At 74.1% G+C, this 22,637-nt stretch carries 24 protein-coding genes; 9 read left to right on the forward strand and 15 right to left on the reverse strand.

Annotation, left to right across the window (positions count from 1 at the left end):
* Positions 1–163: 163 nt before the first annotated feature.
* Both EV372_RS24835 and EV372_RS24840 read right to left on the reverse strand, forming a co-directional pair.
* Positions 164–853 (reverse strand): hypothetical protein, encoded by a 690-nt coding sequence (locus tag EV372_RS24835; RefSeq protein WP_130398007.1) that lies wholly within the window; start codon positions 851–853, stop codon positions 164–166.
* 310 nt (positions 854–1,163) lie between these two features.
* The gene (locus EV372_RS24840) at positions 1,164–2,036 is read right to left on the reverse strand and encodes a 2-dehydropantoate 2-reductase N-terminal domain-containing protein (RefSeq protein WP_130398008.1); all 873 of its coding nucleotides are present in this window, start codon (positions 2,034–2,036) and stop codon (positions 1,164–1,166) included.
* Between the two features lie 70 nt (positions 2,037–2,106).
* Here EV372_RS24840 and EV372_RS24845 point away from each other — a divergent pair, with 70 nt between their 5' ends.
* Positions 2,107–2,736, forward strand: a complete 630-nt coding sequence (locus EV372_RS24845) for a TetR family transcriptional regulator (RefSeq protein ID WP_130398009.1) — start codon at positions 2,107–2,109, stop codon at positions 2,734–2,736.
* 317 nt (positions 2,737–3,053) lie between these two features.
* On the opposite strand, the gene EV372_RS24850 is transcribed toward EV372_RS24845, so the two are convergent.
* The 3 genes from EV372_RS24850 to EV372_RS24860 form a co-directional block, all read right to left on the reverse strand.
* Positions 3,054–4,091, reverse strand: a complete 1,038-nt coding sequence (locus EV372_RS24850; protein ID WP_130398010.1) for an aminotransferase class V-fold PLP-dependent enzyme — start codon at positions 4,089–4,091, stop codon at positions 3,054–3,056.
* Between the two features lie 135 nt (positions 4,092–4,226).
* On the reverse strand, positions 4,227–4,805 hold the full coding sequence (locus tag EV372_RS24855) for a hypothetical protein (protein WP_130398011.1): 579 nt from the start codon (positions 4,803–4,805) through the stop codon (positions 4,227–4,229).
* Between the two features lie 402 nt (positions 4,806–5,207).
* Entirely contained in the window at positions 5,208–5,693 is a 486-nt protein-coding gene (locus EV372_RS24860) for a MarR family transcriptional regulator (protein WP_130398012.1), read from the reverse strand.
* A 140-nt stretch (positions 5,694–5,833) separates the two neighbouring features.
* Here EV372_RS24860 and EV372_RS24865 point away from each other — a divergent pair, with 140 nt between their 5' ends.
* Positions 5,834–7,492, forward strand: coding sequence for an FUSC family protein (locus tag EV372_RS24865; protein WP_486484057.1), 1,659 nt, complete (start codon positions 5,834–5,836; stop codon positions 7,490–7,492).
* Positions 7,493–7,610: 118 nt separating this feature from the next.
* On the opposite strand, the gene EV372_RS24870 is transcribed toward EV372_RS24865, so the two are convergent.
* Positions 7,611–8,318 carry an ArsR/SmtB family transcription factor gene (locus EV372_RS24870; RefSeq protein WP_130398013.1) on the reverse strand — a complete coding sequence of 236 codons (708 nt, stop codon included), beginning with the start codon at positions 8,316–8,318 and terminating at the stop codon, positions 7,611–7,613.
* Positions 8,319–8,567: 249 nt separating this feature from the next.
* Here EV372_RS24870 and EV372_RS24875 point away from each other — a divergent pair, with 249 nt between their 5' ends.
* Complete coding sequence (locus tag EV372_RS24875; protein WP_130398014.1) at positions 8,568–8,816, forward strand: hypothetical protein; 249 nt, start codon at positions 8,568–8,570, stop codon at positions 8,814–8,816.
* A gap of 67 nt (positions 8,817–8,883) precedes the next feature.
* Here the strand turns inward: EV372_RS24875 and EV372_RS24880 are convergent, their stop codons facing one another.
* The 5 genes from EV372_RS24880 to EV372_RS24900 form a co-directional block, all read right to left on the reverse strand.
* Positions 8,884–9,660, reverse strand: a complete 777-nt coding sequence (locus EV372_RS24880; RefSeq protein WP_130398015.1) for a putative protein N(5)-glutamine methyltransferase — start codon at positions 9,658–9,660, stop codon at positions 8,884–8,886.
* A 151-nt stretch (positions 9,661–9,811) separates the two neighbouring features.
* Entirely contained in the window at positions 9,812–10,741 is a 930-nt protein-coding gene (locus tag EV372_RS24885) for a ribonuclease Z (RefSeq protein ID WP_130398016.1), read from the reverse strand.
* An 820-nt stretch (positions 10,742–11,561) separates the two neighbouring features.
* Entirely contained in the window at positions 11,562–11,744 is a 183-nt protein-coding gene (locus EV372_RS24890; protein WP_130398017.1) for a hypothetical protein, read from the reverse strand.
* Positions 11,745–11,754: 10 nt separating this feature from the next.
* On the reverse strand, positions 11,755–11,964 hold the full coding sequence (locus EV372_RS24895) for a 4-oxalocrotonate tautomerase family protein (protein WP_130398018.1): 210 nt from the start codon (positions 11,962–11,964) through the stop codon (positions 11,755–11,757).
* A gap of 303 nt (positions 11,965–12,267) precedes the next feature.
* Positions 12,268–13,032, reverse strand: coding sequence for an SDR family oxidoreductase (locus tag EV372_RS24900; protein ID WP_130398019.1), 765 nt, complete (start codon positions 13,030–13,032; stop codon positions 12,268–12,270).
* 87 nt (positions 13,033–13,119) lie between these two features.
* Between EV372_RS24900 and EV372_RS24905 the strand changes: the two genes are divergently transcribed.
* The gene (locus EV372_RS24905) at positions 13,120–13,980 is read left to right on the forward strand and encodes a helix-turn-helix transcriptional regulator (protein WP_253793391.1); all 861 of its coding nucleotides are present in this window, start codon (positions 13,120–13,122) and stop codon (positions 13,978–13,980) included.
* 151 nt (positions 13,981–14,131) lie between these two features.
* Positions 14,132–15,037 (forward strand): aminoglycoside phosphotransferase family protein, encoded by a 906-nt coding sequence (locus tag EV372_RS24910; protein ID WP_130398020.1) that lies wholly within the window; start codon positions 14,132–14,134, stop codon positions 15,035–15,037.
* 72 nt (positions 15,038–15,109) lie between these two features.
* On the opposite strand, the gene EV372_RS24915 is transcribed toward EV372_RS24910, so the two are convergent.
* Positions 15,110–15,532, reverse strand: a complete 423-nt coding sequence (locus EV372_RS24915) for a VOC family protein (RefSeq protein WP_130398021.1) — start codon at positions 15,530–15,532, stop codon at positions 15,110–15,112.
* A 264-nt stretch (positions 15,533–15,796) separates the two neighbouring features.
* On the opposite strand from EV372_RS24915, the gene EV372_RS24920 reads away from it, so the two are divergent.
* The 4 genes from EV372_RS24920 (at position 15,797) to EV372_RS24935 (ending at position 19,939) form a co-directional block, all read left to right on the forward strand.
* A complete protein-coding gene (locus EV372_RS24920) occupies positions 15,797–16,804 on the forward strand; it encodes a helix-turn-helix transcriptional regulator (protein ID WP_197044312.1) in 1,008 nt (335 codons plus the stop codon).
* A gap of 153 nt (positions 16,805–16,957) precedes the next feature.
* The gene (corA, locus tag EV372_RS24925) at positions 16,958–17,932 is read left to right on the forward strand and encodes a magnesium/cobalt transporter CorA (protein WP_130398022.1); all 975 of its coding nucleotides are present in this window, start codon (positions 16,958–16,960) and stop codon (positions 17,930–17,932) included.
* A gap of 164 nt (positions 17,933–18,096) precedes the next feature.
* The gene (locus EV372_RS24930; protein WP_130398023.1) at positions 18,097–18,666 is read left to right on the forward strand and encodes a TetR/AcrR family transcriptional regulator; all 570 of its coding nucleotides are present in this window, start codon (positions 18,097–18,099) and stop codon (positions 18,664–18,666) included.
* An 88-nt stretch (positions 18,667–18,754) separates the two neighbouring features.
* Positions 18,755–19,939: a GDSL-type esterase/lipase family protein gene (locus tag EV372_RS24935; RefSeq protein ID WP_130398024.1), complete on the forward strand. Its 1,185-nt coding sequence runs from the start codon at positions 18,755–18,757 to the stop codon at positions 19,937–19,939.
* A 32-nt stretch (positions 19,940–19,971) separates the two neighbouring features.
* Here the strand turns inward: EV372_RS24935 and EV372_RS24940 are convergent, their stop codons facing one another.
* The 3 genes from EV372_RS24940 to EV372_RS24950 all read right to left on the reverse strand — a co-directional run bounded on the left by EV372_RS24940 (position 19,972) and on the right by EV372_RS24950 (position 22,614).
* Positions 19,972–20,697: a Mut7-C RNAse domain-containing protein gene (locus EV372_RS24940; RefSeq protein WP_130398025.1), complete on the reverse strand. Its 726-nt coding sequence runs from the start codon at positions 20,695–20,697 to the stop codon at positions 19,972–19,974.
* Positions 20,698–20,786: 89 nt separating this feature from the next.
* Positions 20,787–21,653, reverse strand: coding sequence for an LLM class flavin-dependent oxidoreductase (locus EV372_RS24945; RefSeq protein WP_130398026.1), 867 nt, complete (start codon positions 21,651–21,653; stop codon positions 20,787–20,789).
* 121 nt (positions 21,654–21,774) lie between these two features.
* Complete coding sequence (locus tag EV372_RS24950) at positions 21,775–22,614, reverse strand: SCO6745 family protein (RefSeq protein ID WP_130398027.1); 840 nt, start codon at positions 22,612–22,614, stop codon at positions 21,775–21,777.
* Between the last annotated feature and the right edge of the window lie 23 nt (positions 22,615–22,637).

Genomic DNA, 22,637 nt, shown 5'->3' on the forward strand with positions numbered 1-22,637 from the left:
GGGGCGACCACCGCTCTCCCGCCCGCCCCGACCCGCGCGGGAGGCGGCCACAGCAGGCGGGGTCGCCCGCCCTGGGGGTGGACCAAGTACGCCGGAAAGCGGCGATGGGCTGGTCAGCGGGCAGGTCGAGGCCCGGGAGCCGAAGGGCGTTTCCGGTCCGGGTTCATCCTCGGCCGGAGCCGGGCACCCGCACGTGCGCGCACCGGCCCGTGTCCGCGTCCACCTGCCACCCGGCGGCGCGCAGCGCGTCCGCGTAGGCGCCGACCCGCGCGGTGAACCACCCCCCGTCCTCCCGCTGCGAGCGTCGGGCCTCGCCGTGGTACACGTACAGGAGCCGCCCGCGCGGCTCCACGTAGAAGCCCCTGGGCTCCCCCGCCGCCGTCCAGTCCATGGGCGCGTGCCCGGCCGCCCGCAACACGGCCACCGCCCGGAGCACCTCGGGAGGCGAGCCCTCCCACGCCGGTGTCCCCTGTCCGCCCCACCACTCCCTGCCCGCCGTCTCCACGGGCGCGGCCTCGCCCCGTGCGCGCCGCGCCAAGGCCGCGTCCAGCCCGGCACGGGAGGCCAGGACCCCGCGCTGGATGCCGTACTCGTTCCCGGAGCGGTACGGCAGCCCCTGGGACTCGCGCTCCTCCAGGTAGTCCAGGTGCTCGCGCAGCGCGGCCAGACCCGCCTGCGTGACGCGGAAGGCGTAGCCGCGGCTGGGGGGATCGCAGGGGGCGAGGAGCCCGGCGTCGATCAGCCACTCCCGGCGCCGCCGATCGCCCACGGAGGTGCGGTAGGCGAGGATGTGCGGTCTGGCGCCCAGGTCGTAGAGGTCGACGAAGCGGGCCGGGGTGAGACGACCGGGCATGGGGGTCTCCCTGGTGTCGGGGTCGGTGGTGGGGCGTCCGCCCGGGTGCGGCGGAGGCGTTCACCGCCACCTTGGCCGGTCCCTCCGACAGTTCGCACCCCCTCCCGGTCCGCCCGGGAGGCCGGGGTCGTGCGGCCACGGTCACAGGGTGTCCCGTGGAGCGCGGCACGGGGTGCCAGCGTGCGGACCGGCCTTCCGGGAAGGGCGCATCGGCTTCGTCGGGGAGGCCTCCCGCGGCCGTCCCCGGCAGTGTTGGTCCGGGGAGGCGCACACGGCCCGGTGCGCGGCGGCGGGCGCGGCCGTCTGCCGCCTAGCGGGACCGCGTACGGGCGCCGAGCTGCTCGGCCAGCCGCGCGAGTTCGGCCGCCTCTGCGGGCGAGGTGTTGCTGAGTCCGCTGTGCACGGCCGTGGGGCTTCGCAGGAAGCGCCGCAGCGCGGCCACGAGCAGGCCTTCCGGCAGGGTGTGCAGCGCGGCCAGCCCTCGGGGTACCGGTGGCGCGGGCAGGGCGGTCAGGCTCCGCCGCATGAGGCGCAGCATGGCGCGGACCGCGTCCGGGTCCTGGGACAGCGCCACCGGGCCGCCCGCCGTGTGCACCGCCTGCCCGAGCGGCACCCCGAACGCGGCGTGCGTCGTGAGCCAGGCGTCCATCCTCGGCTCGATCCTGGAGTTGATCCCGGCGGTGCGGAACGTCCGCACGATGCGTTCGAGCCGCGGGGTGGTACGGCCGTCGGGCTCGCCGATCGGCGTCGCGACCCGGCGGGTGAGGAAACCAGGCGCGCGGTAGCGGACCACGTCGCCGTCCATCGTGCCGCCGGCCGTGCCGAAGCCGAGCAGCACCCGCTCGTGCCCGATCACCGCGCCCAGCGGTTCCGGGCCGCCCGCCCAGTTGTGCAGGAACAGCACGTCGCCGTCGAGGTCGGCGAGCGACTCCAGCACCGCGTCCACCTGGTGGGCCCGGACCAGGACGGCGGTCAGGTCGTACCCGCCGTCCGGCTGCTCGACCACCGCGACCGGTACCCGTCGGACGGTCCGGCCGTCCTCCTCGGCGAGCTGCACGCCGTGTCGGCGCAGGGCGGCCAGGCGCCCGCCCCGGGCGAGGAGGGCGACGTCGTGCCCGGCCTCATGCAGGCGGGCTGCGAACACGCTGCCGAGGACCCCGGCACCGTACACGAGTATTCTCATGGCCACCTTTTTCGTACGTTCGTTTAAATCATACGTTCGTTTGAATCAGATGTCTGTAGTGTACGCAGGCATGGCACCACCTGACACCCGCACCCAGATCCTCGACGCGGCCGAGCGCCTCTTCGCCGAGCGCGGCTACCGCGGCACCTCGGTCCGCGCGATCACCGACCTCGCCGGAGCGAACCTGGCCGCCGTCGGGTACCACTTCGGGTCGAAGGCGGAACTCATGTCCGCGGTCGCCCGCCGGGTGGTCGAGCCCATCAACGCCGCGCAGTGCGCCGGGCTCGACCGGCTCCTCGCCGAGACCGCGGACCCCGGGGTCACCGAGCTGGTGGAGGCGTTCGCGGGGCCGTTGTTCGACGGGATGCCGGCCGGGGACGAGGGCGGCGCCCGCCGGTCCCGGCTGATCGTGATGATCCTCAGCGACCCGGCCGAGGAGGTGCGCAGCTGGGCCGGTGCGGGTCAGGACACGGTCCGCGAGCGCTACCTGGCCGCCTTCGCGCGCGCGCTGCCCGGCCTCTCCCCGGAGGAGCTGTGGTTCCGGATGCGGGGTGTCCTCGCCGTGACGGCCGTGGACCGTGTCGAGGTCCACCAGCGGCCCGCCCCGGACTGCCCGTCCCCGGAAGCGGGCGAGGCGGCCCGGCGCTGGGCGGTCACGTTCCTGGCCGCGGCGATGAGCGCACCGCCGACGGGGGCCTGAGGGGTCGGGACGGCCGTGGCCGGAGGGGCGGTGGCGCAGGTCGTGGTCGGCGGGGTACGGTGCGCCCCTCCCCGCTGGTCAGGGGGTGTCGGCGACTGCCATGAGTTGCAGGATGTCCCCGGCGACGACGGCCAGTGGGCCCTGGAGGTGCTGCGACCGCGCGTCCGGGAACCCCGGGCGGGCCGGGACCGAGGCCCGCTCCGCCGCCCTCCCACGCCGGAGAGAACGGCGGACCGCGACGGAGGCGGGCGGCCCCGCGCCGATGGGACGCCTGGGTGTGCGCTCGAAGGCGCGCCCGCCGGGGCGCGCCCGCCGTGCTAGGGCTGGAGCAGGGCCTTGGCGGCGCGCTCGGCGTCGTCGAGGGTGTTGTACAGGTGGAAGGACAGGCGGGTGCGTCCCCCGCGTTCGGTGGTCACCACGCCGGCCCGGGCCAGGCGCTCGGAGGCGCCGGGCAGGTCGACGCTGGTGATGGCCGAGCGCGCGGGCTCCTGCCCCAGCAGGGCGCGGAAGTGGTCGGCCAGGGCGGTGTTGTGCGCGCGCACCCTCTCCAGGCCCGCCTCCAGCAGGACCCGGCTGGAGGCGGCGGCCGTCACGGCCGCGAACCAGTTGGGCGAGGTGTCGAAGGCGCGCGCGGTCGGCGCCAGGTCCATCCGGGCGGCGTACATGGCCGAGGCGGTGTCGCGGGCGGCGGCCGGACCTGCGTTGTTGGGGCGCAGCCGCTCACGCAGGCCGGGGGACAGGTAGGCCAGGGCCAGGCCGCGCGGGGCCATGAGCCACTTGTAGGCGGAGGCGATCAGGGCGTCGAAGACGGTGGCGTCCAGGGGCGTCCACCCGGCGGCCTGGGTGGCGTCGGCCACGACCAGGGCGCCGTGGGCGCGGGCGGCCGCGACGATGTCGCCGGTGGGGGCCAGGCGCCCGTTCGCCGACTGCACCGGGCTGAAGGCGACCAGGTGCGTGCGCGCGTCCACCGCCTGGGCCAGGCGCTCCAGGGGGACGGCCTCCACGGTGACGCCGCGGTCGGCCTGGGCGTGCCAGGGGAAGACGATCGAGGCGAAGTCCCCCTCGGGGACCAGGACGCGGGCGCCGTCGGGCAGGCTGGCGGCGATGGTTCCGGCGATCTGGGCGGTGCTGGCGCCCAGGGTGAGGTCGTCGGCGGGCGCGCCCACCAGGGCGGCGAGGTTGACGCGGGCCTGTTCGAGTTCGCGCCCCCAGGCCGCGGGGTCCCCGGTGGCGGTGTGCCAGGAGTGCACGGCGTCGGCCAGGGCCTGGTGGGCGGGCCGGGGCGGGATGCCGTACTGGGCGGTGTTGAGCCAGACGGTGTCGGTGTTCCACAGGTCGGTGATGGTGTCGTCCATGGGCACCGAGTGTGTCAGGCGGTGGCGGCCGGGGCGAGGCGGAGGCCGTGCTCGGCGCCACCGCCGACTGCTGAACGGCAGCCGAGCGTCGCTCACGCCCCAGGTCACAGCTCTCGGCTCCGGTGCGGCGCACGTTCAGTCACCGCCGCCTCCCTCGCCCCCGTCACCGCTGACGTCGCCATAGCCGTCGTAACCGGAGTCGCCGCGGGAGCCGTCGTAGCCGGAGCCGGAGTCGCCGCGAGGAGTGCTCCGGTGTCCCTCACCCGTCAAGAACCCGATCACCCCGATGAACGCCGCGACGATGAGCGCCAGGACCCCCACGATCTCCACGAGCTCCAGCACGGCCAAGATCATGAGCAGGGCCGCGAACATGCTCAAGTACGCGGCGCACACGGCGACCATCAGGAGGTGGAAGTTGCGCCCGTGGTGGTGGAGGTCGTCGGAGAAGGCGGTGATCACGAGGCACAAGGCGCACACGAGCACACCCGCGGCCAAGACCAGCAACCCGAACCCCATGCCGGGGTGCCCCGGCAGCGCGTGCTTGAGCAAGGCCAGGGTCATCCCCACGTTGCCGCAGGCAGCCCACATCGCGAAGACCACGAACTTGCCGTTGCGGTCCTGGTGGTGGTCCTCGTCGTAGGAGCCGACAACGTTCCAAAGGAACCCGGCGCACGCGAGCGCGAGCCCTCCTGCGACCAGCAACATCGACAGCATGGCGGTCCTCCGCGGCGTGATGGTGGATCGGCTCCTATCTGATCCCGCGGCTGCCGGGGTCAAGGGCTCGGCCGGAGCCGTCCACAAGACCCTCGCAGACGCCAAGGACCCGTACGCCGCTCCGCGAACACCTGGACCAGAACGGCCGGTGGCGGCAAGCCGCGCCTCGACGGCCCGCTGACGCCACTGGGGCGACGGTCTCGTGGAACACGCGGGGGCGCTCCTTCTTCGGGGCGTCGAACCCGGACAGGGTGGTCAGGGTGAACACCGGCGCCGACGGGCCTTGCGTGTCGGCGTGCACGGCGGAGGGCTTGACGTCGCAGGTCACCGGCTCTGATCAGCGGGAAGCCGCGCCGTTGCCCCTTTCCGGCTTGCCTTGTTCGCCCCCTGTCGGCGCGGGGCTCAGGCGCGGTCGATGGGGGCCAGGACGCGGGAGAGCAGGTCGGCCAGCTGGGCGCGTTCGGCGCCGGTCAGGGGGCGCAGGAGGTCGGCCTCGCGGTCGAGCTGTCCGGCGAAGAGGGTGTCGGCCAGGGCCTGTCCGCGTTCGGTGAGGCGGACCTGGACCTCGCGGCGGTCGCGTTCGAGGGGGGTGCGGGTGATGAGACGGGCGGCCTCCAGGCGGGTGAGGCGTTTGGTGGTGGCGGCGCCCGAGGAGATGGTCTCGCGGGTGAGCTGGCGGGGGCGCAGTCCGTGGGGGGAGCGGCGCAGGGCGGCCAGGACCTCGAACTCGGGGCGCGTGACCTCGGCGTCGGCGAGTCCGTCCTCGGTGACGTTGTTCATCAGGGCGGCCAGGCGAAGGACGCGGCCCATGGCGGCCATGCTGGTCAGGTCCAGGTCGGGGCGCAGGCGCGCCCAGCTGTCGAGGAAGCGGGAGACGGCGTCGCTCATGGTGTCCTTCGCGTGTGCGGCGGGGCCGGTCGCCGGGTGCGGGCGGGCGTGCCCGTGGGCGGGGTGCCGGGCGGAAGTGGGCGGTCTCTCCCCTTGCGGGGGTTCGTGCGGCCCGCAGAACATCCTAAGATAATTTACTTGTGAATTACTTTTATCGCCCGTGGGGTGCGCTACGCCGCACCCTCACCACCCGCGGGGCCTTCGCGCCCAGGCCCGTGCGCGGCAACATCGCCGTCACCGCGCTGCGCGCCGGAGTGTGCGTGGCCCTGCCCCTGCTGGCGCTGCACGCCGCGGGACGCGTCGACCTGGCCCCCTACGCCGCCATGGGCTGCTTCACCGCCCTGTACGCGCGCGACGACACCTACGCCCGCCGCGCCCGGATCCTGGCCGTGGTCGGCGCGACCCTGACCCTGGCCGTGGCCCTGGGCGCGCTGGTCTCGGCCGTGCTCCCCCACCCCCTGGCCGCCATCACGGTCGTGGCCCTGGTCGCCGGAGGGGCCAAGTACCTCTCCGACGCCCTGGAGTTCGGCGCCCCGGCCGGGCTGATGTTCGTCTTCGCCGCCGGGGTGGCCGCCTACAACCCCCAGCCCCTGACCGCGCTGCCGGTGGTGGTGGCCACCACCGCGACCGCGGCCGCCCTGTGCTGGACCCTGGCCCTGGTCGGCGCCCTGGCCCACCCCACCGCGCCCGAACGCCTGGCGGTCGCCCGTGCCCTGCACGCACTCGCCCGCCACCTGCGCCACCCCGCACCCGCCGCCCGCACCGGGGCCGAGACCGCCCTCCACCACGCCTGGCACGTCCTGTTGTCCTGCCCCGGCCGCACCCCGACCCGCCAGGCACTGGAGGTCCTCACCGCCCGCGCCGAAACCCTGCTCACCGGAACCGGAGACCGCGTCACCGACGCCCGCGCCGCCGCCGAGATGAGCGAACTGGCCCGCCGCCTGCGCACCGAACGCGCCGTCGAACCCCTGGTCGGCGCCGACGAGCACGCCGCCCTGTTCCAGGCCGCCGCGCACCTGCGCCGCCACCACACACCCGAGCCCGGGGCGGGCGAGCGGCTGCGCGCCGCACTGCGCGCGCCCTCGCCCACCCCGGTGTCGGTGGTGCGCATCGCCTTGGCCTGTCTGCTGGCCGGGGCCCTGGCCTGGGCGCTGGGCATGGGACACGGCTACTGGGCGGCCGTCTCGGCCGGATCGGTCCTGCAGGCCGTCAACGTCACCACCACCTGGCACCGCACCCTGCAACGCGGGGCGGGCACGGTCGTGGGCGTGGTGCTGGCCGCCGTGCTCTTCGGCCTGGACTACTCCCCGCTGGGCGTCATCGCTTTGGTGGTGGCGTGCCAGATGGCGGCCGAACTGGTGGTGACCACCAACTACTCCTACGCCATCGTGTTCGTCACCCCCCTCACCCTGGCCCTGTCGGGCCTGGCCGACGCAGACCCGGGCGCGGACGGGCTGGCGGCCGAGCGGCTGTGGGCCACCCTGCTGGGCGCCGCGGTCGGGCTCCTGGTGTGCGCGGCGGTCGCCAACCGCCGCGCCGGGGACCACCTGCGCCAGGCCCTGGCCGCGTGCGAGCACGAACTCGCCCGGGCGCGGGAGTGCGCGGGCGCCGACGCGGTCGCGCGCCGACGCCTGGCGCGCAGCCTGGTGGCGCTGCGCGCCTCCCACGCCCTGGCCGCGGGGGAGCCGTGGCTGGCCGGGGCGTGCGCGCGGGAGGTCCAGGACGTGGAACGCCGCGCCCGCGCCCTGCTGGACGGGACCGCCCCGCCCGGCCGAGCGGTCGGCGCCCTTACGGAGTGAGACGCGGGCCCAGACCCACGGCAGGTCGAGGCCGCCGGCGGTTGCCCGCGCGGGCCGGGAACGCCGTCGACCACCGCGGTCCACGCCGTGAGCCGGGGACCACACGAGGTCGCGGTGCTCAGCCGAGCGTGGCGGCCCGCACCCCCAGGAGTTCGTACCAGGCCCGCTCACCCAGCTCGGTGATCCGCAGCGCCCTGCCCGAACCCACGCGCGCGCACCACCCCGCCTCCAGCGCGTGGCGGCACAGCGCCGCCCCGGCCGTTCCGGCCAGGTGCGGCAGGCGTTCGGTCCAGTCCAGGCACGAGCGCACCAGCGGACGCCTTCCCCCGCGCGCCAGCGGTATCCGCTGCTCGGCGAACCAGGCCACCCCGGCCTCGGTGAGCGCGAACCCGGTGTCCTGGGTCAGCAGCCCCCGCTCCGTCATGGCCCGGGTGACGGCGCAGCCCAGCCCTCCGGCCAGGTGGTCGTAGCAGGTGCGCGCCCGCGCCAGGGCCCGGTCGGCGTGCACGGCGCGCAGGGTGCGCGGGCGCTGGTGGGCCGGGCCCGGATCGGCGTGCGCGGCCAGGGCCTCCACCAGGTGCGCCACCGCCTCGTCGGCCAGGCGCACGTAGCGGTGGCGGCCCTGGCGTTCCTGGGCGAGCAGACCGCCCTCGACCAGCCGGGTCAGGTGCTCGCTGACGGTGGAGGCGCCCACACCGGTGTGGCGGGCCAGCTCCCCGGCGGTCCAGGCGCGCCCGTCCAGCAGCGCCAGGCACACCCCGGCGCGGGTGGGGTCGGCCAGCAGGGCGGACAGGGCGGCCAGGCGGGCGGCATCGGGAGCGTGCATACCTCCAGGATGCGCCGTACACGGTGCGGCGGCGACCGAAACGTGGCGCGCGACCGGTTCGTCCGAACCCGCAGGCCGGAAAAGGGGCGGCGCCCCCACCCGCGGGTAGGTAGGGGGGAGAGGTCACGCCCATGGACACCGGGCCCACAGGAGTGGCACATCCGACCCGGCCCCGCGACGAAGCCTCACGAGCGGTCGCGCACCGCCGTACCCGAACGCAGCGACCCCGTCGCCTCCAGGAGGAACTCCGTGAGCACCACCTCGATCACCACCACCGTCAAGCTCTCCATCAGCCAGCCCGACGCCGAGGACGTCAAGGTGTTCTGGCGCCGGGACCACCCCGACCTCCTGGCCCTGGCCCTGGTCGACGTGGCGCCCGGCGTGACCCTGCACCTGCATGACGACAGCGGGGACCGCCCCTACCTGGACAAGCTGATCCAGACCCTGACCCAGGTACGCGACCGGATGTCGGAGAGGTCCGACGAGCAGGACACCTGACCGCCGCGCCCGGGTGGGGCGCGGCGGCGGTTCACCCGGGGCCAGGCGCACACGGGGGGCCAGGCGGTCAACGGGTGCCCGTCACCACGGTGGCCTCCCACTCCGGGCAGGAGACCACCTCACAGGTCAGACCGCCTCGGACGAAGGCCTCCCGCGCCGCCGGAACCTGCTCCTGACCCACCTCCACCAGCACCCGGCCGCCCGGAGCCAGCCACCGACCGGCCCCGGCGGCCACACGGCGCAGCAGGTCCAGCCCGTCCGGGCCCCCGTCCAGGGACCGCCGGTCCTCGTACAAGCGCGCCTCGGCGGGCAGCAGCGCGATCCGGTCGGTGGGGACGTAGGGCACGTTGGCGACCAGCACCTGGACGCGGCCGCGCAGGTCCGGGGGCAGGGCGTCGTACAGGTCGCCCCGGTGCACCCGGTGCCCGGGCAGGTTGCGCCGGGCGCAGGCCACGCTGGCGGCGTCGATGTCGGCGGCGTGCAGGGTGATGTCGGCGCGGGTGTGCGCCAGGACCGCGCCCAGGGCCCCCGAACCGCAGCACAGGTCCACGGCCACGGCGCCGGGGGTGAGCAGGGCGCGGGCCTGGCGGGCCAGGAACTCGGTGCGGGGGCGGGGCACGAACACGCCCTCGTCCACGCGCACGCGCAGCCCGCAGAACAGGGCCCAGCCCAGGACGTGTTCGAGGGGCAGACCGGCGCAGCGGCGCCGGACCATCCGGTCCTGTTCGTCGGGGGTGCGCGCGGCGGAGGCGATCAGGCCCGCCTCCTGCTCGGCGAAGACGCAGCCCGCCCCGCGCAGACGGGCGACGAGGGCGGGGGAGACCGGGGACGGCGAAGATGCCACGAGAGCCTTTCGACGAACTGTCGGGCGCTCCGGCTACGACGCGGGTACGTGACCTCGCGGTGGGAACGCCCCTCCTGCGACAGCGGAGATCGTCCTCACCCCCTCGGTTGTGCGCTTCGGTGCCCGGGAACTCTACCCCACCGGGCCCGGCTCAGGAGTCCCGGGGCGGCACCGGCAGGCGTTGCAGGTCCTGGGCGAGCGTGAGGGGCCCGTCGAACTCGGCGGCGGCCTCGGCCAGGAAGCGGGCGTCGTCGCGGTCCTCGTAGCGTTCGGAGATGTGGGTGAGCACCAGCGTGCGCGCTCCGGCGCGCGCGGCCACGCGCCCGGCCTGGCGGGCGGTCAGGTGGCCGTAGGCGCGGGCCAGGTGCTCCTCGGTGTCCAGGTAGGTCGACTCGATCACCAGCATGTCGGCTCCGCGCGCGAGTTCGACCGCCTCCTCGCACTCGGCGGTGTCCATCACGAACGCCATGACCTGGCCCCGGCGCGGCCGCGCGCAGTCGGCCAGCTCCACGCGGCGCCCCTGGGCGGTGGTGACCGACCCCCGCCGCTGGAGTTCGCCGACCATGGGGCCGCGCACGCCGTGGGCGGCCAGCCGCTCGGGCAGCATCCGCCAGCCGTCCGGTTCGGCCAGCCGGTAGCCGTAGGCGGTGGTCGAGTGGCGCAGCGGCAGCGCGGTGACGCGCAGGTCCGGCTCGCCCAGCAGGCAGGAACCGGTGCCGCCGACCGGCTGGGGGAGTACGACGTCGGTGTCGTGGAAGGCGGTGGCGTGGCGCAGCCGCCGCCAGTAGCTCTGGCCGTCGGCGGGGTAGGCCACGCGCACGGTGTGGGGCACCCGGTCGCGGGCGATGCGCTGGATGGTGCCGGGCAGGCCCAGGCAGTGGTCGCCGTGGAAGTGGGTGACGCAGACACGGGTGATGTCGGTGGCGGCCAGGCCCGCCAGGCGCATCTGGCGCTGGGTGCCCTCGCCGGGGTCGAACAGGACGCCGTGGGTGTCCCACCGCAGGAAGTAGCCGTTGTGGTTGCGGCGGCGGGTGGGCACCGCGCTGGAGGTGCCCAGGACCACGAGTTCGCGTACGGACATGGGAGGGATCCTGCCACAGCGCGGGGCGGGATCCCTGTCAGGAGGCGGGCGGGCCCGCGAGCGGGTGCCGGTTCTCGTCACGGGGGCGGGGGACATCGAAACGAGAACCCGCGCCGAGGGCTCAAGGCGGCCCTCCCCGCCTCGGGGGGAGGGGCGATGGACCGCGCGCGGTGAGAGTACAGCACTGGCTGTACCCACCGCGTTTTCCACCCCTGCTCAGCGGCCCCTGGAGGCGCCGCCAACGAAACTCCGGGCTCCCCCGCCCTCTATGTAGCAACACATGTAGTAACACCTTATAAGGTTCACTTATCGGAGGTGAGAACATGGGGGTGTCTGAGCCTTCGTTACGTGTGCAGATTGTCTTTACGTTAATTAATAACGTAACTAACGAAACGTTATTAAGCTCCACCGGAGAGCGGCCCTGCCAGGGCTCTGCCCTCCGGCGCACCCGGCGGCCGTCGGTGGCGGCCACGACCCGGGGAACGGCCCTGTTCGGGGTCGAGGACCAGCGCCGTGACGCCGCTGGCGGCCTCGGGGCGTGAGGACCCCCCTCGGGGCGGATCCGAGGGAGACCGGCAATCGAGTAGTCGGTGTTCTCCTCCGTCCGATGACCAGAGGCGCTGACCTGGTGCGGTTGGACGAACCCCCTCGACCCCGCGTGGCTCGGCGCCGTCTGTAACGACACGGACGCCGCTGCCTGCTCATCGGACAAGGACCCGACCGGCACCCTGGGGCCTCCATCGGGTCCGTGGCGTCAAGACCCGCGAAGGCTCTGGCAACGTTCACAGCCGGTCAAACCGAAACTCATCAGGGCAAACGCTTAGCGCACGATCCTGTTCCGTTGTTCCTCGCACCCCGTCTCCTCCCCGACGCCGCCTCCGGTGTCCGCGGCGTTGCCCTCGGTCTCGGTCAGCGTCCGGGAGGTCACGTACTGGGGCAGGGCGTTGACGTGCTTGCCGGGGTCGCCCCTGTCCCGTGCGGGGCGCGGCGCCGCGCCCCGCACGGGAGGGAGGTCAGGCCTCTCCGTTGAGCATGGCGGCGGTCAGGACGCCGCCGGCGACGCCCCAGCCGCCGTCGGCGACCTCGTCGACCAGCACGACGGTGGTGGGACGGGCCCGCTCACCGTAGATCTCCACGTACAGGTCGGTGGTGCGCTCGACGAGCTTCTTCTTGTCCTCGGTGGTGATGGTGCCCGCAGGGACCTTGAAGTTGGCGAAAGGCATGGGTGTTCCTCCTTGGATGGGTTCTCCCGTGATGCGGAAGCATGTGTCCGAGAACGTGTGGCCACGGAGCCGTTCTCGGTTGGTGTGGGCGGTGGCAGACGCCGACGCGGGAGTCGGCGGTTCGTCGGTGCCGAGCCGTTGGCGGGACCGCGCCCGGATCCGGGCGCGCATGAGCGACTCCACCTCGCCGCCGTCGCGGCTGGGGTCGATGCGTGCGTCAACGGTTGCGTCGGCACGGGAGAAGCGGTCGGTGCTGCCCGGTCGGGCGCCGGGGACGACGGGGTACGGCGTTCGACCGCGGCGTCACACCATGCCCCCGTTGGCCCGAAGGACCTGGCCGTTCACCCAGTGCCCTGCCGGACTGGCGAGGAAGGCGACCACCTGGGCGATGTCCTGCGGGGTGCCCAGCCGCTCCAGGGGCGCCGCCTTGGCGAGCTGGTCGACCTGCTCGGGCGTCTTGCCTTCGAGGAACATGTCCGTGGCCGTGGGGCCCGGGGCGACGGTGTTCACGGTGATGTCCTGCCCGCGCAGCTCACGGGCGAGGACCAGCGTGATCGACTCGACGGCCGCCTTGCTCGCCGCATACGCACCGTAGGCAGGGAAGCTCGTGCCGACCACGGAGGTCGAGAAGCCCACGAAGGAACCGCCCGCGCGCAGTCGTCGGGCGGCCTGCTGGGCGACGACGAAAGCGCCACGGATGTTGGTGCGGTGCACGGCGTCGAGCACCGCCAGGTCGAGGTCGGCGATGGGCGACAGAGCGAGTCGGCCGGCGCAGTTCACCACGACGTCCACCTCGCCGAACACCTGCTCAGCCCGGTCGAACAGCTCGGCGACCGCGTGCTCGTCCGCCACGTCCGCCCGCGCCGAGACCGCCCGCCCGCCGGCGGCGGTGATCGCCGCCACCACCTCCTCGGCGGCAGCCGCGTCGCGGGCGTAGTTCACCACGACGGCGAGGCCGTCCTGGGCGAGTCTGAGGGAGACCGCCCGACCGATGCCGCGTGATCCGCCGGTAACGACGGCGACACGCATGTCCGGCGAAGGGGTGCTCGTGGTGTGGTCCGTAGTCATGTCCTCCACGGTGCACGCCGCCGACCGGCGGAACCAGGGGATCCCATCCCCTGGGTCGGCGGCCCGGCCGGACGCAGAATGGACGGCATGGGTTCTGTGAGATACACCGAGCTGGGAGCTTTCCTGCGCTCGCGGCGTGAACGCATCCGTCCAGCCGATGTGGGACTTCCCCACGGGCTCCGCCGCCGGGTGCCCGGGCTGCGCCGCGAGGAGGTCGCCCAGCTCGCAGGCGCGTCGGTGGACTACTACAACGAACTCGAACGCGGCGCCGGATCCCAGCCCTCCGAGCAGATGGTCGCCGCGCTGGCGAGGGCTCTGCGCCTGACCGCTGACGAGCGCGACTACCTCTACCACCTGGCCGACCGCCCGGTGCCCGCGCGCGGCGGACCGGCCTCGCACGTTCACCCCGGCATGCTCGACCTGCTCATCCGTCTGAGGTCGACACCCGCACAGGTCATCACCGACCTGCACGTCACCCTCGTACAGAACCCGCTGGCGATAGCGCTGCTCGGGGACCACTCCGGCTTCCGCGGCGCTCGGGCCAGCTTCGTCCACCGGTGGTTCACCGACCCCGGTGCCCGGCGGATGTATCCCGAAGCCGACCACGAGGGCCAGTCGCGGGCCTTCGTCGCCGACCTGCGGGCAGCCGCCGCCAGACGAGACGCCAAGGACACCGAAGCCCGCTCGATGATCAGATCGCTGACCGACGTCTCCCCCGAATTCGCCGCCCTGTGGGCCGAACACGACGTGGCGTTCCGGCGCGAGGACCGCAAACGCCTCAACCACCCCGTGCTCGGCCTGATCGAGGTCAACTGCCTCCACCTGTTCAGCGAGGACGGCCGACAGCGGCTGCTCTGGTTCACCCCCGCGGTCGGCACCGACAGCGCCGATCTCCTTGACCTGCTCGCCGTTCTCGGCACCCAGGAAGTCACCGGACCGGCGCTCTGAGGACCTCCCGGCCGCGGTGCCGGCTGCCGGCGCGATCCCGGCGCCGTGTAGCGCCCCTCACCGTCCGGGTTGGAGGCGGGAAAACGGACGGCTTCGTCATACGCGTACCGGCGGTGGGCATGAGCGGACCCGTGAATTACTGTTGCCTGCCATGGCGCACCCCCCGATCGGCCTCACCGCGGAGTTGGTCCGAGGCCTGCTGCTCGAACAGCACCCCGACCTCGCCGACCGTCCCCTGCACTCGGGATCGCGGGGGTGGGGCAACCAGATGTGGCGGCTGGGCGACGACCTCGCCGTCCGGCTGCCCTGGTCATCGCGCTCCACCAACGCGCTGATGCACGGAGAGCTCCCCTGGCTGCCCAGGCTCGCCCCGCGCCTTCCCCTGCCGGTCCCGGTCCCGCTGCGGCTGGGCGTGCCCAGCCCCCGGTTCGAACGGCCCTGGACCGTCACCACCTGGGTACCGGGCACACCCGCCGACCTCGCCCCCGCCACCAACGCCGCCCGTGCGGCCGAGGACCTGGCCGCCTTCCTGACGGCTCTGCACCAGCCCGCCCCCGACAACGCCCCCACCAGCCGCAAGGGCGGGCCCCTGGCCGCCTGCGCCGGGCAGTTCCGCGAGCAGTTCGCCTCGGCCACCGAAACGGGACTGGTCGAGGACCCGGACGCCGTCCGCGCGATCTGGAGGAACGCCGTCGCCGCACCCGCGTGGCAGGGACCCGCGCTGTGGCTGCACGGCGACCTGCACCCGGCCAACGTCCTGACCGCGGACGGCACCTTCTGCGGCGTGGTCGACTTCGGAGACCTGTCCACGGGCGACCCGGCCTGCGACCTGGCCGCCGCCTGGATCCTGCTGCCGGACGGCGCCGTCAAGCACTTCTACCGCGCCTACCGGCCGACCCCGGACGCCGCGACCCTGCGCCGGGCCCGCGGGTGGGCCGTGCTGTGCGCCCTGGGCGGCCTCCTCGTCGGCGAGGCCGGGGTCCGCGGACGCGAGGGCGGCCACGCCAGCTGGGGATCGCCCGCACACGCCGCGCTACGGCGCCTCACCAGGGGATGAACAGGGCCCCTGCGGGGAGGAAGGTGTGCGCCGGGCGGGTGCTCGGCCCGGCGCACACCCCTCCACGCGGGGTCAGCCGTTGTAGGGGGCCGCCACGTCCAGGACCCAGACGACGCCGAAGCGGTCCTTGAGCATCCCGTAGAGCGGCGCCCACTGGGAGGGCTCCAGCGGCTGCACGACGGTCGAGCCGACGGACAGCTTCTCCCAGAAGCCGGTGATCTCGTCGGCGCTGTCATCGCGCACGGAGACGAAGACGGCGTTCTCGCCCTGGTCCCACGGCATCGCCGAGGGCACGTCGTAGGCCATGACGCGGAACCCGTTGTCCGCGACCACCTGGCCCCAGACCACCCAGTCCGCCTCGTCCGGGTTGGTCACGTTGCCCGCGTCCTCGTAGGTGACGGCGACGACGTCCCCGCCGAAGACGGAGTGGTAGAAGTCGAGCGCCGCGCGGGCGTCGCCGCGCAGGTTCAGGTGGGTCGTGGTCGTGATGGACATGCTGGCTCCCTGGTCGTGTGGGTGTGGACGTGCGCCGAGCGGGTCCGTGGCACGAGCGGTCGGTCCCGCGTGACCATGGCGTCCGCTCGGCCCGGGGCCGGGCGGACGCCACCGCTCCCCTTGGCGGCGGGCACCTGGTGACCGCCGCCGATGGGTCGTGACCTGCGATGACCGCTCCTGTTCCGGTCCCGTCGGCGTCTGCGGTCTCACATTGGCAGGGGTAGGGGCCAGGGTGTGTCCTCTACTTCCAGCAGGATGGTTCCCATGGTGATGAAGACCTCCGCCCGCCTGCTGGCGCTGCTCTCCGTGCTCCAGACCCGCCGGGACTGGTCGGGTCAGGACCTGGCCGACCGGCTGGAGGTCAGTGCGCGCACGGTCCGCCGTGACGTGGACCGTCTGCGCGAACTCGGCTACCCGATCACGACCTTCAAGGGGCCCGACGGCGGGTACCGGCTCGACGCGGGGTCGCGGATGCCCCCGCTGCTGTTCGACGACGAGCAGGCCGTCGCGCTGGCCGTGGCGCTCCAGGCGGCCACGGCGACCGGCGCCGGGGTCGGGGAGGCCGCGGCGCGCGCCCTCGACACCGTTCGACAGGTCATGCCCGCACGCCTGCGCCAGCGGATCGACGCGGTCCGGGTCGCCGTGGTCGCGCCGCCCGCCGCCCCGCAGGCGCGGGCCGACGGCGCACTGCTCACGGCGATCAGCGCCGCCGTGCACGCCCGCGAGGAACTGCGCCTGGACTACGCCCCCGCCTTCCGGTCCGCCTCCTCCCGGGACGAGGCCGCCGTGAGCCCCCGCCGGGTCCAGCCCCACCACCTGGTCACCTGGGCGGGGCGCTGGTACCTCCTGGCCTGGGACGTCGAGCGCGAGGACTGGCGGACCCTGCGGGTGGACCGCATCGCGCTGCGCAGTCCCAACGGCCCCCGGTTCACCCCGCGGGAGGTGCCCGGGGGTGATGTGGCGGCCTTCCTCGTCAGTAGGTTCCGGGGCGCGGACGGATCGGTCGACTGGCCCTGCCGAGGTGAGGTGATCCTCGACCTGCCCGCCGCCGCCGTCGCTCCCTTCGCGCACGACGGGCTGGTCGAGGAGGTGGGTCCCGAGCGCTGCCGGCTGGTCCTCGGCTCCTGGTCGTGGGTCGGCCTGGCCTCGGCCGTCGGCCGCTTCGACGCCGACTTCGAGGTCGTCGGACCGCCCGAGTTCGAGGACGCCCTCGCGCGGCTGGCCCGCCGTTACGCGGGCGGCGGCCGTCAGGCCCGCGCCCCCGAGCGCTGACCGCGCCGGAGGACGGGACGCCGCGGTCCGGGGCACGGGCGGACCCGGCCTCGGAAGGGTGGGAGCGGCGGGGGTGCGAAGCCCCGGCCGGGAGGCCTCCGGTGCGCGGGATCGGGCGTACAGAAGGGGATGCGGCGCCCATAATGGTGGTTCGTGATCATAGACAAGGCGATTTACCACGACGGCGGGCGCCAGGAGATCGAGGGCGACATCAGCGACGCCTTCGACGAGGCCCGCCGCGAGCGGGGCGACTGCTTCGTGTGGATCGGGCTCCACGAACCCACCGCGGAGGAGTTCGGCCTCATCGAGGAGGAGCTCACCCTCCACCCCCTGGCCGTGGAGGACGCGCTCACCGCCCACCAGCGCCCCAAGCTGGAACACTACGACGACACCCTGTTCGCCGTGGTCAAGACGCTCGCCTACCACGAGGAGACCTCCGACGTCGAGGTCGGCGAGGCGATGCTGTTCATCGGCGAGGACTTCGTGGTCAGTGTCCGCCACGGCGCCGCCAACCCGCTCGACCGCGTCCGCAGGCGTCTGGAGGCCGATCCCACCCTGCTGGCCATGGGCCCCGCCGCCGTGCTCTACGGGGTGTGCGACGAGATCGTCGACCACTACGGCGCGGTGGTGCACAAGATCGAGTCCGACATCATCGAGCTGGAGCGCGCGGTCTTCCGTCCCCGCGGCTCGGACGTGACCGAGGACATCTACCACCTCAAACGCGAGGTGCTGGAGTTCCGCAGCGCGGAGAGCCCGCTCATCCCGGTGCTGGAGGAGGTCGCCAAGGGGCGCGTCCAGCGCTTCGAGGAGACCCGGGAGTACTTCCGCGACGTCCTGGACCACCTGCTGCGGGTGGACGACCAGGTCGACGACCACAACGAGCTGCTCACCAGCGCGCTCACCGCCCACCTGGCCCTGCTGGGCAAGCAGCAGAACGAGGACGTCCGCAAGATCTCCTCCTGGGCGGCCGTCATCGCGATCCCCACCATGATCGCCGGGTTCTACGGCATGAACTTCGACCACATGCCCGAACTGCACTGGCTGTTCGGATACCCCCTCATCATGGGCGTGATGGTCGGCGCCTCCGGCCTGGCCTACCACCGGCTGCGCAAGAACGGCTGGTTGTAGGCGCCCCGGGCCGAAAGGGCACGGCTTCCTCTCCGGTCCCCGGCGCGGTCCGCGAACGCGGATCCCCTCCCTTCGCCGCACAGGCTTCTCCCTGATGCCTGCCACCTCTTGCCTAAAGTCTTTAGGAAGAAGTACAGTCGTTCATGGCGAAGAGGGGAGAGGCTATGGCACGCGCGGGACTGACCACCGAACGCCTCACCGAGGCGGGAGCGGAACTGGCCGACGAGGTCGGCTTCGAGCGGGTGACCGTCTCGGAGCTGGCCCGGCGCTTCGACGTCAAGGTCGCCAGCCTGTACTCACACCTGCGCAACTCCCAGGACCTGAGAACACGGATCGCCCTGCTCGCACTGGAGGAACTCGCCGACCGGGCCGCCGACGCCCTGGCCGGACGGGCGGGCAAGGACGCCCTGACCGCCCTGGCCAACGTCTACCGCGACTACGCCCGCGAGCATCCGGGCCGCTACGCCGCGACCCAGCTCAGACTCGACCCGCAGACGGCCGCCGCCAGCGCCGGTGTCCGGCACGCACAGATGACGCGGGCGATCCTGCGCGGCTACGACCTGCCCGAGCCGGACCAGACCCACGCGGTCCGCCTGCTGGGCAGCGTCTTCCACGGCTACGTGACCCTGGAACTGGGCGGAGGGTTCAGCCACAGCGCCCCCGACACCCAGGAGACCTGGACACGGACCCTGGACGCCCTCGACGCCCTGCTGCGCAACTGGCCCGCGCCCTGACCACGGCCCCCGAGCCCTCCCGACGGCGCCGAGCCGCGCCCGCCGACCCACCGGACCTCACGACGGCCCCGACCACCAGGTTGACACCATGAACACCCAGCACCACTGGACCACCACGCCCCTCACCGCGGACCTCCTGCGCGGCGCCCTCGACCTGGAGCGCACCGAGCGCGGCGTGCTGCCGCACCGGCTGCCCGCGCGGGCCCGCGCCCAGTGCGGGGACCCGCAGCTGCTCATGGCCGAGTCCCAGCCCTCCGGGGTACGGCTGGCCCTGCGCACCCGGGCCACCGCCGTCGAACTCGACACGCTGCCCACCAAACGCGCCTACACGGGTGCCCCGCCGCGCCCGGACGGCGTGTACGACCTGCTCGTGGACGGTCGCCTCGTCGACCAGGCCACCGCGACCGGCGGCGACACCCTGACCGTCGACATGGCCACCGGCTCCGCCGAGCACCGGCCCGGACCGGTGGCCACCGTGCGCTTCACCGGCCTGCCCGACCGCGTCAAGGACGTGGAGATCTGGCTGCCGCACAACGAGACCACCGAACTCGTCGCCCTGCGCACCGACGCGGCCGTCGAACCCGCACCCGACCGGGGGCGCAGGGTGTGGCTGCACCACGGCAGCTCCATCAGCCACGGCTCCAACGCCGCCAGCCCCACCACCGTCTGGCCCGCGCTGGCCGCCTCCCTCGGCGGTGTGGAACTGGTCAACCTCGGTCTGGGCGGCAGCGCCCTGCTCGACCCGTTCACCGCCCGCGCCATGCGCGACACCCCCGCCGACCTGATCAGCCTCAAGATCGGCATCAACCTGGTCAACGCCGACCTGATGCGCCTGCGCGCCTTCGGTCCCGCGGTGCACGGCTTCCTGGACACCCTCCGGGAGGGGCACCCCAGCACACCGCTGCTGGTCGTCTCGCCGATCCTGTGCCCCATCCACGAGGACACACCCGGCCCGTGCGCCTTCGACCCGGAGTCCCTGCGCGCCGGGGAACTGCGGTTCCGGGCCACCGGCGACCCCGGCGAGCGCGCCGCCGGAAAGCTGACGCTCACCGTCATCCGCGAGGAGCTGTCACGTGTCGTGCGCCAACGCGCGGCCGAGGACCCGAACCTGCACTACCTCGACGGCCGCGAACTCTACGGTGAGGCGGACAACGCCGAGCTGCCGCTGCCCGACGACCTGCATCCGGACGCCGCCGCGCACCGGCGCATCGGTGAGCGCTTCGCCGAGCGCGCCTTCGGGGCGGGCGGCCCGTTCCACGGCCACGGATCCTGAGAGGCCCGACCGGCCCGTCCCTCCCTCGCGGGTCAGGCCGGGCCGGAGCGCGCGGACACCAGCTCCTGGGCCTCGCGCACGATCTGGGCCAGTCGGGAGTGGTGGGCGCCGGGCCAGTACACCCGTTCGCACCCGGAGCAGCGGGCGAACACGTCGTAGGTGGCGCGGGTGCCCGCCTCCAGGTCCTCGCCTACCTCCTCCTTGGCGGCGCGCACCAGTTCGCCGTTGCACGCCGGGCAGCGGGTCCAGGGTCGCAGGGGCGGGGCGAAGCGCTCCAGTACCTCGCGCAGCTGCCCGGCGGGCCGCTGCTCGCGCACGTAGCCGCCCGCCCGCAGGCCGCTGCGGCTCAGCAGTCCTCGGTCGCGGGTGAGCAGCACCCTGTCCTCGGCGTTGGCCTGGCGGAACAGGGAGGGGTCGTCGCGGTCGTTGTCGTAGGCGGTGTCCAGACCCAGCAGGCGCAGGCGCCGGGCCAGGGTGCCCAGGTGCACGTCGAGCAGGAACCGCGGCTCGGCGAAGGGCAGGCGCTGCGGGTACTCCACGGGCATGACCTCCACGGCCTCGCCAGGGGCGGGGATGTGGGAGGCGGGGGTGACGCGGCCGTCGACGCGCAGCGCGCCGACCTCGGTCAGGGGTACGCCCAACGACTGGACGAGGTGTCCGAGGGTGGAGGTGGAGTCGACCTCCAGGCGCACGGTTCCGCTCCGGTGCCGTGACGGCAGGAAGAACCGCAGTTCGGGCGCGAAGCTCAGGTCCAGCATCGGTTCTCTTCCTTCCGGCGGGCCGTTCCCGCCCGCGGACCATGGGGTCGATCAGTCGCGGCGGGTACCCGGCGCGGCAGGTGCGCGGTTCAGCGCAGGAGCGGGCGGACCCGTTCGGCGGTGAAGCGCACGAAGCCCTCGGGGTCGGGCTCGTCGGCCGTGGGCTGCAACACCACGGTGTCGGCTCCGGCCTCGGCCATGTGCCGCACCGCCTCGGCGACGCGGTCGGCGTCTCCGGCCACGCCGGTCTGCGGCGTCAGGCCCTCGGCGCGCAGTTCGGCGGCCATGCGCCGGTCGGCGTCGGGGCCGGTGGCGGTGAGCAGGTAGACGGTCACGGGGTGGTGGCCGGGACGCCCCGCGGCCTCGCGCCCCTGGTCGACCAGCTGCCGTGCCCGTCGCACGCCGTCCACTCCCGCCGCGGCGTCCAGGATGGTGCCGTCGGCGGCCTGTCCGCTCAGGTGCAGGGTCCGCGGTCCGCGGGCACCGGCCAGTACGGGGGCGGGGGTGGTGGGCGGGTAGTCCAGGGCGACGTCGTCCAGGGTGACGTAGCGGCCCCGGGAGGTGACCCGCTCCCCGGCCAGCAGGGCGCGCAGGGCGTCCAGGTGTTCGCGCAGGAGGGTGAGCGGGGAGTCGGGGCGCGCGCCGACCTGGGCCATCCAGTCCTGCACGCCGTGGCCCACGCCGATGCGCACGCGGCCGGGGAAGAGCCGGTGCAGGGTGGCGGTCTCCATCGCGGTCAGGGCGACGTTGCGCAGGGGGACGGGGAGCAGGCCCACGCCCACGGTGAGGTTCTCGGTCCAGGCCAGGGCGGCGGAGGCGGCGGCCACGCCGCTCTCCAGGAAGCAGTCCTCCCACAGCCAGAGCTGGTCGAGTCCGGCCTCGTCGGCCGCGCGGGCCACGGAGCGCAGGCGCTCGGGGGGCAGTTGGGGGCGGAAGACGGCTCCGAGTTCGGTCATGGTGCCGTTCTACCGGGCGGGGTGGGCGGGGACAACGACTTTTGCCCCGCCCGGCCCGAGAGGCGGCGTGGTTGTGCCGCTCCCCTCGCGGAAGCGGGGTCGGCCCCGGGAAGGGTGGTCCTCATGCGCGCGGCAGCGCCATGGCGTTGGGGAAGGGGATCGCGCCCGAGGCCACGATGCGTTCGGCCAGCGGCTCCAGCCGCTCGGCCAGGTCCGCCACCCCCTGGGTCCCCAGAGCGGTCAGGGCGGGCTCGGCCAGGCGGTCGGTGTCGGCCTCGATCCGCTCGCGCTGCTCGCGGCCGGAGTCGGTCAGGGCGCCCCCGCCGGTGAGCCAGCCGCGGTCGCGCAGGCGCTGCGAGGCCTGGTCCCACTCCTGTTCGCTCCAGCCGCGGAACTCGCGCTGGCGTTCGGGGGAGCGGCCCAGGGCGACCGAGACGACGTTGGCCTCGCAGCCGTCGAGCCCGCTGCTCATCAGCGCGGCGATGTGCCCGTCGCCGCGGAACTCGCGCAGGGCGGTGGCGGCCCACCACAGCGCCAGGTGCGGCTGCTCGGGTACGGGCAGGGCGGCGTGGGCGGCGAAGAGGGTGCGGCCCGCCCGGGGGCAGGCGGAGACGGCCGCGACCGCGGCGTGCGCGGCCTCGGCGGTCTCGGGTGCCCCGGCCAGGTCGCCGAGGACGCGGCGCAGGGCCTGGTCGGCCCCCGCGGTGCGGGCGGCCAGGGCCTTCTGGGGGGAGGAGAGGGACCAGGCGTCGGGGATGGCGCGGGCGACCAGGCGCGGGGCGAAGTTGTGGAAGGCGGCGGTGACCACGTCCGCGGAGGCGGGGCCGAGCGCGGCGGAGCGGGAGGCGAAGTAGCCCATCCAGTAGCCCTTGAACCCGGCGTCGCGGTAGGCGGCCTCGGTTTCGGGGGCGAAGTAGACCAGGGCGTGGCAGGTCTCGATCAGTGGCCAGATCCGGTTCACGCCACGAATATACGCCTGCGCGG

It is taken from the genome of Nocardiopsis sp. CNZ308 (assembly GCF_004217075.1).